Annotated in this window: 15 protein-coding genes; 9 read left to right on the top strand and 6 right to left on the bottom strand. The window is 59.6% G+C overall.

Annotated features, from left to right (window positions below):
* Nucleotides 1-53 precede the first annotated feature (53 nt).
* On the top strand, nt 54-488 hold the full coding sequence (locus tag QYQ93_RS02640; protein WP_003187815.1) for a YkgJ family cysteine cluster protein: 435 nt from the start codon (nt 54-56) through the stop codon (nt 486-488).
* A gap of 193 nt (nt 489-681) precedes the next feature.
* Here the strand turns inward: QYQ93_RS02640 and typA are convergent, their stop codons facing one another.
* On the bottom strand, nt 682-2502 hold the full coding sequence (typA, locus tag QYQ93_RS02635; RefSeq protein WP_043047284.1) for a translational GTPase TypA: 1821 nt from the start codon (nt 2500-2502) through the stop codon (nt 682-684).
* Between the two features lie 139 nt (nt 2503-2641).
* Nucleotides 2642-4096, bottom strand: coding sequence for a tRNA uracil 4-sulfurtransferase ThiI (thiI, locus tag QYQ93_RS02630; RefSeq protein WP_043047285.1), 1455 nt, complete (start codon nt 4094-4096; stop codon nt 2642-2644).
* 333 nt (nt 4097-4429) lie between these two features.
* Here thiI and glnA point away from each other — a divergent pair, with 333 nt between their 5' ends.
* The 4 genes from glnA (at nt 4430) to ntrC (ending at nt 9482) form a co-directional block, all read left to right on the top strand.
* Nucleotides 4430-5836: a glutamate--ammonia ligase gene (glnA, locus tag QYQ93_RS02625; protein WP_034117297.1), complete on the top strand. Its 1407-nt coding sequence runs from the start codon at nt 4430-4432 to the stop codon at nt 5834-5836.
* Between the two features lie 205 nt (nt 5837-6041).
* Entirely contained in the window at nt 6042-6578 is a 537-nt protein-coding gene (locus QYQ93_RS02620; protein ID WP_338476264.1) for a chorismate mutase, read from the top strand.
* 385 nt (nt 6579-6963) lie between these two features.
* Nucleotides 6964-8049: a nitrogen regulation protein NR(II) gene (glnL, locus tag QYQ93_RS02615; protein ID WP_043047287.1), complete on the top strand. Its 1086-nt coding sequence runs from the start codon at nt 6964-6966 to the stop codon at nt 8047-8049.
* Complete coding sequence (gene ntrC, locus QYQ93_RS02610; RefSeq protein ID WP_003187806.1) at nt 8046-9482, top strand: nitrogen regulation protein NR(I); 1437 nt, start codon at nt 8046-8048, stop codon at nt 9480-9482. The genes glnL and ntrC overlap by 4 nt, the downstream gene beginning before the upstream one ends.
* A 448-nt stretch (nt 9483-9930) precedes the next feature.
* Here the strand turns inward: ntrC and QYQ93_RS02605 are convergent, their stop codons facing one another.
* The gene (locus QYQ93_RS02605) at nt 9931-10371 is read right to left on the bottom strand and encodes a hypothetical protein (RefSeq protein WP_043047288.1); all 441 of its coding nucleotides are present in this window, start codon (nt 10369-10371) and stop codon (nt 9931-9933) included.
* Between QYQ93_RS02605 and QYQ93_RS02600 the strand changes: the two genes are divergently transcribed.
* Nucleotides 10370-10825: a tRNA (cytidine(34)-2'-O)-methyltransferase gene (locus tag QYQ93_RS02600; protein WP_034095446.1), complete on the top strand. Its 456-nt coding sequence runs from the start codon at nt 10370-10372 to the stop codon at nt 10823-10825. The two genes, QYQ93_RS02605 and QYQ93_RS02600, sit on opposite strands and share 2 nt — an antisense overlap.
* A gap of 125 nt (nt 10826-10950) precedes the next feature.
* Here QYQ93_RS02600 and secB read toward each other — a convergent pair whose 3' ends face one another.
* Genes secB through QYQ93_RS02585 form a run of 3 tightly spaced genes read right to left on the bottom strand, consistent with a single transcriptional unit; the run spans nt 10951 to nt 12142 of the window.
* Nucleotides 10951-11430, bottom strand: a complete 480-nt coding sequence (secB, locus tag QYQ93_RS02595) for a protein-export chaperone SecB (RefSeq protein ID WP_043047290.1) — start codon at nt 11428-11430, stop codon at nt 10951-10953.
* 42 nt (nt 11431-11472) lie between these two features.
* Nucleotides 11473-11727, bottom strand: coding sequence for a glutaredoxin 3 (gene grxC, locus QYQ93_RS02590; protein ID WP_338476263.1), 255 nt, complete (start codon nt 11725-11727; stop codon nt 11473-11475).
* 1 nt (nt 11728) lies between these two features.
* A complete protein-coding gene (locus QYQ93_RS02585) occupies nt 11729-12142 on the bottom strand; it encodes a rhodanese-like domain-containing protein (RefSeq protein ID WP_003187796.1) in 414 nt (137 codons plus the stop codon).
* Nucleotides 12143-12293: 151 nt separating this feature from the next.
* Between QYQ93_RS02585 and gpmI the strand changes: the two genes are divergently transcribed.
* The 3 genes from gpmI (at nt 12294) to QYQ93_RS02570 (ending at nt 16704) form a co-directional block, all read left to right on the top strand.
* On the top strand, nt 12294-13820 hold the full coding sequence (gene gpmI, locus QYQ93_RS02580; protein WP_338476262.1) for a 2,3-bisphosphoglycerate-independent phosphoglycerate mutase: 1527 nt from the start codon (nt 12294-12296) through the stop codon (nt 13818-13820).
* 241 nt (nt 13821-14061) lie between these two features.
* Complete coding sequence (locus QYQ93_RS02575; protein ID WP_046070507.1) at nt 14062-15357, top strand: murein hydrolase activator EnvC family protein; 1296 nt, start codon at nt 14062-14064, stop codon at nt 15355-15357.
* 30 nt (nt 15358-15387) lie between these two features.
* Nucleotides 15388-16704 carry a S41 family peptidase gene (locus QYQ93_RS02570; RefSeq protein WP_043047294.1) on the top strand — a complete coding sequence of 439 codons (1317 nt, stop codon included), beginning with the start codon at nt 15388-15390 and terminating at the stop codon, nt 16702-16704.
* The last annotated feature ends 1 nt before the right edge of the window (nt 16705 follow it).

Below are 16705 nucleotides of genomic sequence, written 5' to 3'. Positions count from 1 at the left end.
CATCAATCCCGGTATGATCGCGCGCCCGGACACCGCCCCACCTTGGAACCCTGATGAAGCCTCAACTGATCGCCGCCGCGGAACTCGACCGCCTCGAAACGTGGCAGAAATATTCCGCCCACATGTGCGGCGGCTGCGTATCCAGCTGCTGCACCCTGCCGGTGGAGGTGAAGATCAAGGACCTGATCCGCATTGGCATCGTCGATGAGTTCGAGCGCGGCGACCCGCCGAAGAACATCGCCAAGCGCTTGCAGAAAGAAGGCATCGTCGAGCGCTACAACAACAAATCCGAGATTTTTACCCTGCAGCGCATGAGCAACAACGACTGCCTGTACCTGGATCGTAAGACGCGCTTCTGCACTATTTATGACAAACGCCCGGATACTTGCCGCAACCACCCGAAAATCGGGCCGCGGCCGGGGTACTGCGCGTATAAGCCGAAAGAAGTGGTGCGCGAGACCAATTTCAAAACCCTCGATAAGTTCTGATCCAAGATTTGTAGTGTTTTGAAGGGCCTCATCGGGAGCAAGCCCCCTCCCACATTTTGATTTGTGAACACATTCAAGTGTGGGAGGGGGCTTGCTCCCGATGAGGCCGGTACAGGCGCCATAAAACCAGCAGGCATAAAAAAACGCCCCCGGTCTTTCGACCGGGGGCGTTTTTCATTCAGCCTGAGTTAACTCAGTTCTTGGCTTTCTTGGCAGCGCGGGTACGCTCGCCTTCGTCCAGGATCTTCTTACGCAGGCGGATCGACTTAGGCGTGACTTCGCACAGCTCGTCATCCTGGATGAATTCCAGGGCCTGTTCCAGAGTGAAGCGGACAGGTGGAACCAGAGCGATGGTTTCATCTTTGCCCGAAGCACGCATGTTGTCGAGCTTCTTGCCTTTGGTTGGGTTGACGCCCATGTCGTTGTCACGGCTGTTCAGACCAACGATCTGGCCGTTGTAGATCTCTTGACCGTGCTCAACGAACAGCTTGCCACGCGCCTGGAGGGTTTCCAGGGAGTAGGTCAGCGCCTTGCCGGTTTCTACCGATACCAGCACACCGTTCTGACGGCCGGACATGTCGCCGGACTTCATGGTGTCGTAACGATCGAAGATCGAGGTCAGGATGCCAGCACCGTTGGTCAGGGTCAGGAACTGGTTACGGAAACCGATCAGACCGCGAGCAGGGATGTTGTATTCCAGACGTACACGGCCCTTGCCATCCGGCACCATGTTGGTCAGATCGCCCTTACGCAGGCCCATCTCTTCCATGACCTTGCCCTGGGATTCTTCAGGGGTGTCGATGGTAACGTTTTCGAACGGTTCCTGCTTCACGCCGTCAACAGTACGGATGATCACTTCCGGACGACCAACACCCATTTCGAAGCCTTCGCGACGCATGGTTTCGATCAGTACCGAGAGGTGCAGCTCACCACGGCCGGATACTTTGAACTTGTCAGCCGAGTCGCCTTCTTCAACGCGCAGTGCAACGTTGTACAGCAGCTCTTTGTCCAGACGCTCCTTGATGTTACGGGAGGTCACGAACTTGCCTTCTTTACCGCAGAATGGCGAGTCGTTTACCTGGAAGGTCATGGAAACGGTTGGCTCGTCAACGGTCAGAGGCTTCATCGCCTCGACGTTGTCCGGCTGGCACAGGGTGTCGGAGATGAACAGCGAGTCCATACCGCTCACGCACACGATGTCGCCGGCGAAAGCTTCTTCAACGTCGATGCGGTGCAGGCCGTGGTGACCCATCAGCTTCAGGATACGACCGTTACGCTTCTTGCCGTCGGCACCGATAGCGACAACCGGGGTGTTCGGCTTGACGCTGCCACGAGCGATACGGCCAACGCCGATAACACCCAGGAAGCTGTTGTAGTCCAGTGCCGAGATTTGCATCTGGAACGGGCCTTCACGGTCAACTTTCGGCGGCGGTACGTTGTCGACGATCGACTGGTACAGCGGGGTCATGTCTTCAGCCATGTCGTTGTGGTCAAGACCAGCAATACCGTTCAGGGCCGAGGCGTAGATAACCTGGAAATCGAGCTGTTCTTCGGTGGCGCCGAGGTTGTCGAACAGATCGAAGATCTGGTCCAGAACCCAGTCCGGACGCGCGCCTGGACGGTCAACCTTGTTGATGCATACGATCGGACGCAGGCCGGCTTCGAAGGCCTTCTTAGTCACGAAACGGGTTTGCGGCATAGGGCCGTCTTGAGCGTCAACCAGCAGCAGAACGGAGTCAACCATCGACATTACGCGTTCTACTTCGCCGCCGAAGTCGGCGTGGCCCGGGGTATCCACGATGTTGATGTGGTAGCCGTTCCAGTTGATAGCGGTGTTTTTTGCCAGGATGGTAATACCGCGCTCTTTTTCCTGGTCGTTGGAGTCCATCACGCGCTCGTCGTTGAGCTCGTTGCGCTCCAGGGTGCCGGATTGACGCAGGAGTTTGTCTACCAGGGTGGTTTTACCATGGTCAACGTGAGCAATGATGGCGATGTTACGTAGATTTTCGATCACTTGTGTATCTCGATCAGAGGATTCGGTGTGCTGACAGGTCGTGGCAGCGATTAACAGTAGAGTCAGGCCTTGCCGTTACAGCTTGACGGCAGAGTCGGGGGGCCGGTGACGCAGGCCACAGGCAAACAGCCCCGGGCTCTTAGCTCGGTCGATAAACGCGCACATTGGCATGCCCCTCACTGAGCAAATGGTGGGCATGCAGGCGACTCATCACGCCTTTGTCGCAATACAGCAGGTACTGACGGCTGTTATCCAGTTCCTTGAAACGCGCGTTCAGTGCGTAGAACGGCAGCGTTTGCACGTCGATGCCAGTAATTTCCAGCGGCTCGTCTTCAGCGGCATCCGGGTGACGGATGTCGATGACGATCTGGCCGGCCAGGGCCTCACTGACTTCTTCGATTTGCACATCCTGGCCCAACTCGTCGATGACGCGATCGATTGGCACCAGCTTGGCGTTCTCGAGCGCACGCTCCAGAATCGCCATGTCGAATTCTTTCTCTTCATGCTCCACGCGATGCCGCTTGGCGTGGGTCTTGGGGTTCACCGAGATGACCCCGCAGTACTCAGGCATGTGCTTGGCAAAATCGGCGGTGCCGATCTGTTCTGCCAGGTCGATGATGTCCTGCTTGTGGCTGGCGATCAGCGGGCGCAGCACCAGCTTCTCGGTAACGCAGTCGATAATCGACAGGTTCGGCAGCGTCTGGCTGGATACCTGGGAAATCGCTTCGCCGGTCACCAGCGCGTCGATCTGCAGTTGATCGGCAATTCGCGAGGCAGCGCGCAACATCATACGCTTCAATACCACGCCCATATGACTGTTATCGACTTTGCCGAGAATTTCCCCCAGCACTTCCTCGAACGGCACGCTCACAAATAGCACACGCTGGGAGCTGCCGTACTTCTTCCAGATGTAGTGCGCGACTTCCATCACGCCCAATTCATGTGCACGCCCGCCCAGGTTGAAGAAGCAGAAGTGGCTCATCAGGCCGCGGCGCATGATCTGGTAGGCCGCCACCGTGGAATCGAAGCCGCCGGACATCAAGACCAGGGTCTGTTCCAGGGCACCCAACGGGTAGCCGCCGATACTGTTGTGCTGGCTGTGGATCACAAACAACCGTTGGTCGCGAATTTCCATGCGCACTTCAATTTGCGGCGCTTTGAGGGAAATTCCTGCGGCGCCGCACTCGCGACGCAGCTTGCTGCCGACGTACTTTTCGACATCCATGGAGCTGAACGGGTGCTTGCCGGCACGCTTGCAGCGCACCGAAAAGATCTTGCCTTCCAGCGAGCTGCCGTAGTGCTGCTTGCACTTGTCGGTGATGTCGTCGAAGTCGCCCAGCGGGTACTCGTCCACCTGCAGGAAATGCGCGATGCCCGGCATGCAGCTCAGGCGCTCGGTCATGTCTTTCAAGGCTTTGGCGTCGGTAATACGGGTTTCCAGCTCGAGATTGTCCCACACGCCGTTCACCACCACAGCCGGGTCCAGGTCACGGAGCACGGCACGGATGTTCTTGGCCAACTGACGGATGAAACGCGTCCGTACCGGTCGGCTCTTGATGGTGATCTCGGGGAAGACTTTAACGATTAATTTCATGGAAACAGCGCGCGCCGGGCCTGCTGAAAAAGGGGGGCGCGGATTATAGCGGAAATCGCTCAAGGTTTAACCAGTTAATATGCACCGCTTGTGCAATGCACCAAAACGGGTCATTTGCGCAAATAAACGCTACATTGCAGTGCGCTATTTATCGCATTTTGAACGATTGCACCGTTATAGGGGCCATTTTGAAGCAAAACGGCCATGTTGGCGCACTGGCATGCAATTTGCTCTCTTGTGAGGCAGGTTGCCATGGCGGAGTATCCGCGCCGGCATCACCCACATTCTAAGGGCTAACTCCACTACCCAGCCCGAAGCCACCCGGAGGACACCATGTCGAAGTCGGTTCAACTCATCAAAGATCATGACGTTAAATGGATTGATCTGCGCTTCACGGACACCAAAGGCACTCAGCACCACGTGACCATGCCGGCTCGCGACGCGCTGGATGATGCTTTCTTCGAAGAAGGCAAAATGTTCGACGGCTCCTCCATTGCTGGCTGGAAAGGCATCGAAGCTTCCGACATGATCCTGATGCCGGACGACAGCACTGCCGTGCTCGACCCGTTCACCGAAGACCCAACCCTGATCATCGTCTGCGACGTGATCGAGCCTTCGACCATGCAAGGCTACGACCGCGACCCACGTGCGATCGCCAAGCGTGCCGAGGAATACCTGAAGTCCACCGGTATCGGTGACACCGTATTCGTTGGTCCTGAGCCAGAGTTCTTCATCTTTGATTCGGTCAAGTTCAAGTCCGATATCTCCGGTTCCATGTTCAAGATCTTCTCCGAGCAAGGTTCGTGGATGTCCGACCAAGACATCGAAGGCGGCAACAAGGGTCACCGTCCAGGTATCAAGGGTGGCTACTTCCCGGTTCCGCCGTTCGACCACGACCACGAAATCCGTACCTCCATGTGCAACGCCATGGAAGAAATGGGCCTGGTTATCGAAGTTCACCACCACGAAGTGGCCACTGCCGGCCAAAACGAAATCGGTGTGAAGTTCAACACCCTGGTCGCCAAGGCTGACGAAGTACAAACCCTGAAGTACTGCGTACACAACGTGGCTGATGCCTACGGCCGTACCGCGACCTTCATGCCTAAGCCGCTGTACGGCGATAACGGTTCGGGTATGCACGTTCACTTGTCCATCGCCAAAGAAGGCAAGAACACCTTCGCTGGCGAAGGTTATGCCGGCCTGTCCGACACCGCCCTGTACTTCATCGGCGGTATCATCAAGCACGGTAAGGCCCTGAACGGCTTCACCAACCCGTCGACCAACTCCTACAAGCGTCTGGTGCCAGGTTTCGAAGCGCCGGTGATGCTGGCCTACTCGGCTCGCAACCGTTCCGCCTCGATCCGTATTCCTTACGTGTCCAGCCCTCGCGCTCGCCGTATCGAAGCCCGCTTCCCGGATCCAGCGGCCAACCCATACCTGGCCTTCGCTGCACTGGTCATGGCCGGCCTGGACGGTATCCAGAACAAGATCCACCCAGGCGATGCTGCCGACAAGAACTTGTACGACCTGCCGCCTGAAGAGGCCAAAGAGATCCCACAAGTGTGCGGCAGCCTGAAAGAAGCCCTGGAAGAGCTGGACAAGGGCCGTGCGTTCCTGACCAAGGGCGGCGTATTCAGCGACGACTTCATCGATGCTTACATCGAGCTGAAAAGCGAAGAAGAAATCAAGGTTCGCACCTTCGTACACCCACTGGAATACGAGCTGTACTACAGCTGCTGATCCGGTAGCGCTGCTTAACGTGGCGTGATGAAAAAGACCTCCTCCGGGAGGTCTTTTTTTGCCTGGGAGTTATGCAGCTTCAAATCTGCAAACTCAATCAAAAAGGTGGGAGGGGGCTTGCTCCCGACGGCAGAGAGTCAGGCAATATGTGTGTTGCTGACACACCGCCATCGGGAGCAAGCCCCCTCCCACAAGGAGATCTGCGTTGAAACATAAATTCGTGTTCGCCCTGCTGTTCGTCAGCGCCGGTGTTTACGCCGCCCCACCTACCTTGGAGCCACTGCTCAACAGCATCGCCGAACGCCTGGAGATTGCCGATCAGGTGGCCTTGAGCAAATGGGACAGCCACAAGCCCGTCGAAGACAAAAAACGCGAGCAGGAAGTGATCGCCAGCGTCGTCGCCCAAGCCCCGAGCTACAAGCTTGACCCTGCCGCCGCCGAGCAGTTTTTCTCGGCGCAGATCGAAGCCAACAAACTGGTGCAATACACCCACCTGTCCGACTGGCAGTTCCAGGGCAAGGCCCCCGATGATCCGCGCCCGGACCTGATCAAGCAGATTCGCCCGCAGCTGGATGAACTGCAAAAGCGCCTGCTTGAGCAGTTGGCCGCTTTCACCCCGCAGCGCACTGACCCGCAGTGCCCGCAGTGGCTGGCCGAGGCCGTGCACGAACCGCTGAATGATCCGCTGCGCCAACTGGCGATGATTCGCGCCACTGCAGAACTCTGCATCTACAAAGGTTAATGACTGCAAACCCGGTAAAAATGTGGGAGGGGGCTTGCTCCCGATAGCGGTGTTTCAGTCGACATTGGTTTGACTGACCCACCGTTATCGGGAGCAAGCCCCCTCCCACATTTGGGCTGTATGCATTCAGGGCCATCTCTGGCAGCTTCCTGAACAACCTTCACAAAACCGCACTATATTGGTGCAATAGGTTGCACCCTTCCCACCTGCCCAGCCCATTTTGGTTCGAAACTTCCCGTACGAGCTGGCAGAACGCCACAGTTTCGCGCCACAAACGCCTATTTCAGGGCTTTAACGCTTCTTTTCGGAGCCTTGGTTTGGTTTTTGCATTTTCCTCGTATCAGCGTGTGCCTCAAGCCCGCGCCTTGCTCCAAAAGAGGTCCCGATGACCATCAGCGATGCACTGCACCGTTTGTTACTCGACAACCTGACCACCGCGACCATTCTGCTCAATGCCGACCTGCGCCTTGAGTACATGAACCCGGCGGCGGAGATGCTCCTGGCCATCAGCGGCCAGCGCAGCCATGGGCAGTTCATCAGCGAGTTGTTTACCGAGTCGGCCGAGGCCTTGAGCTCGTTGCGCCAGGCGGTGGAGCAGGCGCACCCGTTCACCAAGCGCGAAGCAATGCTCACTGCTCTCACCGGCCAGACGCTGACCGTCGATTACGCCGTAACCCCGATCCTGAGCAACGGCGCCACCCTGCTGCTGCTCGAAGTACATCCCCGCGACCGATTGCTGCGCATCACCAAGGAAGAGGCGCAACTGTCCAAGCAGGAGACCAGCAAGATGCTGGTGCGTGGCCTGGCCCATGAGATCAAGAACCCCCTGGGCGGCATTCGCGGCGCCGCGCAGTTGCTGGCCCGCGAGCTGCCGGAGGAGCACCTCAAGGACTACACCAACGTCATAATCGAAGAGGCCGACCGCCTGCGCAACCTGGTGGACCGCATGCTCGGCTCCAACAAGCTGCCGTCCCTGGCGTTGACCAACGTGCACGAGGTGCTGGAGCGCGTGAGCCAGTTGGTCGAGGCCGAGAGCCAAGGCTGCATCACCCTGGTACGCGACTACGACCCAAGCATTCCCGACGTATTGATCGACCGCGAGCAGATGATCCAGGCGGTGCTCAATATCGTGCGCAACGCCATGCAAGCCATCAGCAGCCAGAACGAGCTGCGCCTGGGCCGTATCAGCCTGCGCACCCGCGCCCTGCGCCAATTCACCATCGGCCATGTGCGCCATCGCCTGGTGACCAAGGTCGAGATCATCGACAACGGCCCGGGCATTCCGGCCGAATTGCAGGAAACCATCTTCTTTCCCATGGTCAGCGGCCGCCCGGACGGTACCGGGCTGGGCCTGGCCATTACCCAGAACATCATCAGCCAGCACCAGGGCCTGATCGAATGTGAAAGCCATCCCGGCCACACCACGTTCTCGATCTTCCTGCCATTGGAACAAGGAGCCCCCACGACATGAGCCGTAGTGAAACTGTCTGGATCGTCGATGACGACCGTTCTATCCGCTGGGTCCTGGAGAAAGCCTTGCAACAGGAAGGCATGACCACCCAGAGCTTCGACAGCGCCGACGGCGTGATGAGCCGCCTGGCGCGCCAGCAGCCCGACGTGATCATCTCCGACATCCGCATGCCCGGCGCCAGCGGCCTGGACTTGCTCGCACGCATCCGCGAGCAGCACCCGCGCCTGCCAGTGATCATCATGACTGCTCACTCGGACCTGGACAGCGCTGTCGCGTCCTACCAGGGCGGCGCCTTTGAGTACCTGCCCAAGCCATTCGACGTGGATGAGGCCGTAGCGCTGGTCAAGCGTGCCAACCAGCACGCCCAGGAACAACAGAACCAGGAGGCCCCGCCCACCCTGACCCGCACCCCGGAAATCATCGGTGAAGCGCCGGCGATGCAGGAGGTTTTTCGCGCCATCGGGCGCTTGAGCCACTCCAACATCACCGTGCTGATCAACGGCGAGTCAGGTACCGGCAAAGAGCTGGTGGCTCATGCTCTGCACCGCCACAGCCCACGGGCGGCCTCGCCGTTTATCGCGCTGAACATGGCGGCGATTCCGAAGGACTTGATGGAGTCAGAGCTGTTCGGTCATGAGAAAGGTGCGTTCACCGGCGCCGCCAACCTGCGGCGTGGGCGTTTTGAACAGGCCGACGGCGGTACGCTGTTCCTCGATGAAATCGGCGATATGCCGGCCGATACCCAAACCCGCTTGCTGCGGGTATTGGCAGACGGTGAGTTCTATCGCGTCGGCGGGCATACGCCGGTCAAGGTCGATGTGCGCATCATTGCGGCCACCCACCAGAACCTGGAAACCCTGGTACACGCGGGCAAATTCCGTGAGGACTTGTTCCATCGCCTCAATGTGATCCGTATCCATATCCCACGCATGTCGGACCGCCGCGAAGACATTCCCACCCTCGCCCGCCACTTCCTCAGCCGCGCCGCCCTGGAGCTGGCCGTAGAGCCGAAGCTGCTGAAAAGCGAGACCGAGGAATACCTCAAGAACCTGCCGTGGCCCGGCAATGTGCGCCAACTGGAAAACACCTGCCGCTGGATTACCGTGATGGCGTCCGGGCGCGAAGTGCATATCAGCGACCTGCCGCCTGAGCTGCTGAGCCTGCCCCAGGATTCGGCCCCGGTGACCAACTGGGAACAGGCCTTGCGCCAATGGGCCGACCAGGCCCTGGCCCGCGGCCAGTCGAACCTGCTGGACAGCGCCGTGCCGGCATTCGAGCGGATCATGATCGAGACCGCGTTGAAGCACACTGCCGGCCGCCGTCGCGATGCGGCAGTGCTGCTGGGTTGGGGGCGCAATACCCTGACGCGCAAGATCAAGGAGCTGGGGATGAAGGTCGACGGCGGGGATGACGATGAGGGTGATGAGGCCTGATCACACCTCCCAGATCCACTGAAAGTCTAATGTGGGAGGGGGCTTGCTCCCGATAGCAGTAGTTCAGTCACCACATCGGTGTCTGACCCAGCGCTATCGGGAGCAAGCCCCCTCCCACATTTGGAGCTCTGCAATTCCACGACTGTGCACCGCTTCAATGCACCATGAACCGGCATTGGGCACGGATCGGAAACCTGAAGGATCGCCTTTACTGAGAAGTTTTTAGGCGCCTTAACCACCAAAGCCCCGTATTCCGGGGCTTTGCAATTCCCGGCAACTTTTTCTGGCATCAACTGCAAGTTTTGGCACGCGCCCTGCAATACCCCTCGTACAACCCAGTTTCGGGGACCTTGGTACAGGCAGGCCGAGAATCCCCTCTTTAACACCGAAGCCCTTGGCTTCACCCGTTTTGGGAGCCCTGGTACAGGCAGGCCGGGAACTCCCTCTTTTATTGCTCTTGGAGATGGATCTCCAACCGCCAGCGGTCGTCGACCTCCTGGCCCTTCCACTCCCCGCGCAACGGTCGCGCCGCCACCAGGTTCAGCAGCAAACCACCATCGGTCTTGCGCACACGCCAGTTAACATCCTTGTCATTAACCTTCAGTTGCCCACTGGCAGGCTTGCCCAGCGCGTCGAACAACAGCGCGACAGTGCCGTCGATATGCTCGCCATGCAGCTTGGGTTCACTGTTGAACCACACCACCACACCGTCGACCGCAGGCAGTACCTCCAGCAGTTCGACCGGGTCCGGCGTGGTCAGGCGCCCAATCATCAAGCCGATCATTAACCCGACAATCGCCAACGACCCCAAAACCCTCGGCAATAGCTTCGGCCTCGGGTCTTCTTCAGGGGTAGAATGCAGCGCATCTTTGCCTTCGGAGCCGTGCATGTTTCACGTCATCCTTTTTCAACCAGAAATTCCGCCGAATACCGGCAACGTTATCAGGCTGTGCGCCAACAGTGGCTGCCACCTGCATTTGATCGAGCCGTTGGGGTTCGACATGGACGACAAGCGCCTGCGCCGCGCCGGGCTGGACTACCACGAGTACGCCACCCTCAAGCGCCATGCCGACCTGGCCAGCTGCCTGGAAAGCCTGGGCCATCCACGGCTGTTTGCGTTCACCACCAAGGGCTCACGGCCGTTTCATGATGCCAGCTTTGCCGAAGGCGATGCCTTCCTGTTCGGCCCGGAAAGCCGTGGCCTGCCGGCCGACGTGCTCGACGCCCTGCCCGACGGCCACCGCCTGCGCTTGCCGATGCGCGAGGGCTGCCGCAGCCTGAACCTGTCCAACACCGTGGCCGTCGCCGTCTACGAAGGCTGGCGCCAGCTCGGTTTCAAATAACACACAAAACAAATGTGGGAGGTGGCTTGCCCCGATGGCGGAGTGTCAGTCGACATCTAAGTGACTGTTCCACCGCTATCGGGAGCAAGCCCCCTCCCACATTGAGTGCTGCGTCAGGTTCGAGATTACTGAACCGTCGGCGCGCCTTCCTGTTGCATGCGCTGCAGCTCTTGAGCGTACAAAGCATCGAAGTTCACCGGAGCCAGCATCAGCGCCGGGAACGAGCCACGGGTGACCAGGCTGTCCAGAGTCTCACGAGCATACGGGAACAGGATATTCGGGCAGAACGCACCCAGGGTGTGGCTCATGGACGCTTCGTCCAGGCCCTGGATCAGGAAGATACCCGCCTGTTGTACTTCAGCGATAAAGGCTACTTCTTCGCCGTTCTTGACGGTAACCGACAGGGTCAGCACAACTTCGTGGAAGTCGCCTTCCAGGGCTTTCTGACGGGTGTTCAGGTCCAGCGCAACGCTTGGGGTCCACTCCTGGCGGAAGATGGCCGGGCTTTTCGGCGCTTCGAACGACAGGTCACGCACGTAGATGCGCTGCAGCGAAAACTGTGGGCCTTGGGTTTCTGCTGCTTCGGTGTTCTGTTGGTCAGTCATCGCAGATCCTTCTCTATCTTGGGGTCTTTAAGGGGTTAGAAGTCAGACGAGCAGCAGCGCGTCGAGTTTACCGGCGCGCTCCAGGGCGAACAGGTCATCGCAACCACCGATGTGCGTGGCGCCGATCCAGATCTGCGGGACCGACGTGCGGCCGGCCTTCTGGGCCATTTCGGCGCGCACCTGGGGCTTGCCATCGACCTTGATCTCTTCGAAGGCCACCTGCTTGCTTTGGAGCAACTGCTTGGCTCGAATGCAATAAGGGCAATAATCGCTGGAATACACGACAACCTGGCTCATATCACTTCACCAGCGGCAGGTTATCGCCACGCCAGCTGCTGATACCACCCGACAGCTTGGCGGCGGTAAAGCCGGTCTTGAGCATCTCGCGGGCGTGGGTGCCGGAGTGCTGGCCTTGGGCGTCGACCAGGATGATGGTCTTGGCCTTGTATTTTTCCAGCTCGGCCAAGCGTGCGATCAGCTTGTCCTGCGGGATGTTAAGGGCACCGACGATATGACCGGCGGCATAATCCTTGGCCGGGCGAATATCGACGACAACGGCCTCATCCTTGTTGACCAGCGCGGTCAGCTCCGACGTGCTCAGGCTGCGACCACCGCGGCTCAGTTCATGAGCGATCAGCAGCGCCAGCAGGATGACGAAGGCACCCACGAGCAGGTAGTGGGCAGTGGCAAATGCAATCAGGTGATCAACCATCAAGGAGGTTCCAGGGCGTTAAAATGGCGGTAAGTATACACAGGCGCCAGGGGCGGCCAACCCCCGTAAAGCGGTGACGTGGTTGGAACTTCGCTTTAAACTGCCACTCCCTTTTCAATTGTCTTCCTTTATTACCGCCGCGAGAGGATCTATGACTACTACGCCTAAACCTTTGGTCCTGATAATTCTCGATGGCTTCGGACACAGTGAAAGCCACCACGACAACGCCGTGTACTCGGCCAACAAGCCGGTGCTGGATCGCCTGGCCGCCACCGTCCCCAACGGTTTGATCTCAGGTTCCGGCATGGACGTGGGCCTGCCGGACGGCCAGATGGGCAACTCGGAAGTCGGCCACATGAACCTCGGCGCCGGACGAGTGGTATACCAGGACTTCACCCGTGTCACCAAAGCGATCCGCGATGGCGAGTTCTTCGAGAACCCGACCATCTGCGCCGCGGTCGATAAAGCCGTGGCCGCCGGCAAGGCCGTGCATTTCATGGGTCTGCTGTCGGACGGCGGCGTACATAGTCATCAGGACCACCTGGTGGCCATGGCCGAACTGGCCTTCAAACGCGGCGCCGACAAGATCTACCTGCACGCCTTCCTCGATGGCCGCGACACCCCGCCCAAAAGCGCGCAATCGTCCATCGAACTGCTAGACACCACCTTCGCCGCCCTCGGCAAGGGCCGTATCGCCAGCCTGGTAGGCCGTTACTTTGCCATGGACCGCGACAACCGCTGGGACCGCGTGTCCCAGGCCTATAACCTGATCGTCGACGGCCAGGCTGAATTCAATGCCGCCACCGCCCAGGAAGGCCTGGAAGCGGCCTACGCCCGTGGCGAAAGCGATGAATTCGTCAAGGCCACCACCATCGGCGAGCCGGTGAAGGTCGAAGACGGCGACGCCGTGGTGTTCATGAACTTCCGTGCCGACCGTGCCCGCGAGTTGAGCCATGTGTTTGTCGATGAAGGTTTCAAGGACTTCGAGCGCGCGCGCCAGCCGAAAGTCGAGTTCGTCATGCTCACCCAATACGCCGCCAACATCCCGGCCCCTTCGGCTTTCGCCCCGGGCAGCCTGGAAAACGTGCTGGGCGACTACCTGGCGAAGAACGGTAAGACCCAGCTGCGCATCGCCGAGACCGAGAAATACGCCCACGTGACCTTTTTCTTCTCCGGTGGCCGCGAAGAACCGTTCCCGGGCGAAGAGCGCATCCTGATCCCGTCGCCAAAAGTCGCCACCTACGACCTGCAGCCGGAAATGAGCGCGCCGGAAGTCACCGACAAGATCGTCGACGCCATTGATAACCAGCGTTATGACGTGATCGTGGTCAACTACGCCAACGGCGACATGGTTGGCCATAGCGGCAACCTGGAAGCGGCGGTCAAGGCCGTGGAATGCCTGGACCTGTGCGTCGGCCGCATTGTCGACGCCCTGGAAAAAGTCGGCGGCGAAGCGTTGATTACCGCCGACCATGGCAACTGCGAGCAGATGTCCGACGAATCCACCGGCCAGGCGCATACCGCCCACACGACCGAGCCGGTGCCGTTCATCTATGTCGGCAAACGTGACCTGAAAGTGCGTGAAGGTGGCGTGCTGGCAGATGTGGCGCCGACCATGCTGATGCTGATGGGGCTGGAGAAGCCGAAGGAGATGACCGGGACCTCAATCCTGGTCTGATCTAAATGTGGGAGGGGGCTTGCTCCCGATAGCGGTGTATCAGTCAGCTCATAGGTAGCTGACCCACCGCAATCGGGAGCAAGCCCCCTCCCACATTGGTTTTGTGGTGTTTGATAGATGTCTTTTTGCCATACCATCGCCGCTCGGCGCCTATCTTGTCTTTGAGCCCCAATTGGGCGTTTTTTTTGCAGCGCTTGGCGGGCATACTAGGCCGTCCCTTTCCCTGGTGTCGCCCGCCTCTATGCTTCGCGCCTTGATAACCCTCGCTCTTGTCTGCCTGCTCCAACCGGCCTTTGCCGATGAGCGCGCACAAACCCAACAACAACTGGACGCTACGCGTCAGGACATTGCCGAGCTGAAAAAGCTGCTGGGCAAGCTCCAGGAAGAAAAATCCGGCGTGCAGAAAGACCTGCGCGGCACGGAAACCGAAATGGGCAAGCTCGAGAAGCAGGTCCAGGAGCTGCAAAAAGAATTAAAGAAGAGCGAGTCGGAACTGGAGCGACTCGACGCTGAGAAAAAAAAACTCCAGAGTGCACGCGTTGAACAGCAACGCCTGATCGCGATCCAGGCCCGTGCCGCGTACCAGAGCGGCCGCCAGGAATACCTCAAGCTGTTGCTCAACCAGCAGAACCCGGAAAAATTCGCCCGCACCCTCACGTATTACGATTACCTAAGCCAGGCGCGCCTGGCGCAATTGAAGGGTTTCAACGAGACCCTGCGCCAGTTGGCCAATGTCGAACAGGAAATTGCCGACCAGCAGTCACAACTGCTCGACCAGAAAAGCGCCCTGGATACCCAGCGCGACCAGTTGGACAAGGTACGCAAGGAACGCCAGCAAGCCCTGGCCAAGCTCAACAACGACGTGAAAGCCCGCGACGCCAAGCTGCAGGCCCGCGAGCAGGACCAGGCCGACCTGGCCAAAGTGCTCAAGACCATCGAAGAAACCCTGGCCCGCCAGGCCCGCGAGGCCGAAGAGGCGCGGCAAAAAGCGCTGATCGCCCAGCAGGAAGCGGAAAAAAAGCGCCAGCGTGAGGCCGAACTGGCCGCCAGCAGCGACGCGCCAGCACCGCGCAAACCGGCACGCGCAGCCCCTGGCCCGCTGGTCTCCAGCAGCGGCGAGTCCTTCGGCGGCCCTTTTGCATCTGCCCGGGGCAAACTTCCATGGCCAGTTGATGGTCGACTACTGGCACGCTTCGGTGAAACCCGTGGCGATGACACCCGTGCCAAGTGGGATGGGGTGATGATCAGCGCCTCGGCCGGCAGCCAGGTCCATGCCGTCCACGGTGGGCGCGTGGTGTTTGCCGATTGGCTGCGGGGCGCCGGCTTGCTGGTGATTCTCGACCACGGCAATGGCTATTTGAGCCTTTACGGCCACAATCAGACATTACTCAAGTCGGCAGGTGATGTTGTAAAAGCCGGTGAATCCATCTCCACTGTCGGTACCAGTGGCGGCCAGGACACCCCGGCGCTGTACTTCGCTATTCGTCAGCAGGGTCGCCCGAGCGATCCTGCACAATGGTGCAGATCCCAAGGATAGGGTCGCATCTACATTAGGAGTTCGTTCGACATGCTGCATTTGTCCCGCCTCACTTCGCTGGCCCTGACGATCGCCCTGGTGATCGGCGCGCCTCTGGCTTTTGCCGACCAGGCCGCACCGGCTGCGCCCGCTGCCATGGCCGCGACCACCAAGGCACCGTTGCCGCTGGACGAGCTGCGCACCTTTGCCGAGGTCATGGACCGGATCAAGGCAGCCTATGTCGAACCCGTAGACGACAAGGCCCTGCTGGAAAATGCTATCAAGGGCATGCTCAGCAACCTCGACCCGCACTCTGCCTACCTGGGCCCTGAAGATTTTGCCGAGTTGCAGGAAAGCACCAGCGGTGAGTTCGGCGGCCTGGGCATCGAAGTGGGCTCCGAGGACGGCCAGATCAAAGTGGTCTCGCCCATCGACGACACACCGGCGTCCAAGGCCGGCATCCAGGCCGGCGACCTGATCGTTAAGATCAACGGCCAGCCGACCCGCGGCCAGAGCATGACCGAGGCCGTCGACAAGATGCGCGGCAAGCTCGGCCAGAAAATCACCCTGACCCTGGTACGCGACGGCGGCAACCCGTTTGACGTGACCCTGGCCCGTGCGACCATCACGGTCAAGAGCGTCAAGAGCCAGTTGCTGGAGTCTGGCTACGGCTATATCCGCATCACCCAGTTCCAGGTCAAGACCGGTGACGAAGTGGCCAAGGCCCTGGCCAAGCTGCGCAAGGACAACGGCAAGAAACTCAACGGCATCGTGCTCGACCTGCGTAACAACCCAGGCGGCGTGTTGCAATCGGCGGTGGAAGTGGTCGACCACTTCATTACCAAGGGCCTGATTGTCTACACCAAGGGTCGAATCGCCAACTCCGAACTGCGCTTCTCGGCCACCGGCAACGACCTGAGCGAGAACGTGCCGCTGGCAGTACTGATCAACGGCGGCAGCGCCTCGGCCTCGGAAATCGTTGCCGGCGCCTTGCAGGACCAGAAGCGCGGCGTCTTGATGGGCACCACCACCTTCGGCAAGGGCTCGGTGCAAACCGTGTTGCCGCTCAACAATGAACGGGCGCTGAAGATCACCACGGCGCTGTACTACACGCCGAACGGCCGTTCGATCCAGGCCCAGGGCATCGTGCCGGACATCGAAGTGCGCAAGGCCAAGATCACCAACGAGATCGACAGCGAGTACTACAAAGAGGCCGACCTGCAAGGTCACCTGGGCAATGGCAACGGCGGCGCCGACCAGCCCACCGGCAGCGGCGCCAAAGCCAAGCCGATGCCGCAGGACGATGACTATCAGTTGGCCCAGGCGCTGAGCCTGCTCAAGGGCCTGAGCATCACCCGCAGCCGTTGAT

This window comes from Pseudomonas khavaziana (assembly GCF_036704165.1).
GTDB lineage: Bacteria > Pseudomonadota > Gammaproteobacteria > Pseudomonadales > Pseudomonadaceae > Aquipseudomonas > Aquipseudomonas khavaziana.
This window is presented reverse-complemented; position numbering and strand designations above follow the sequence as displayed.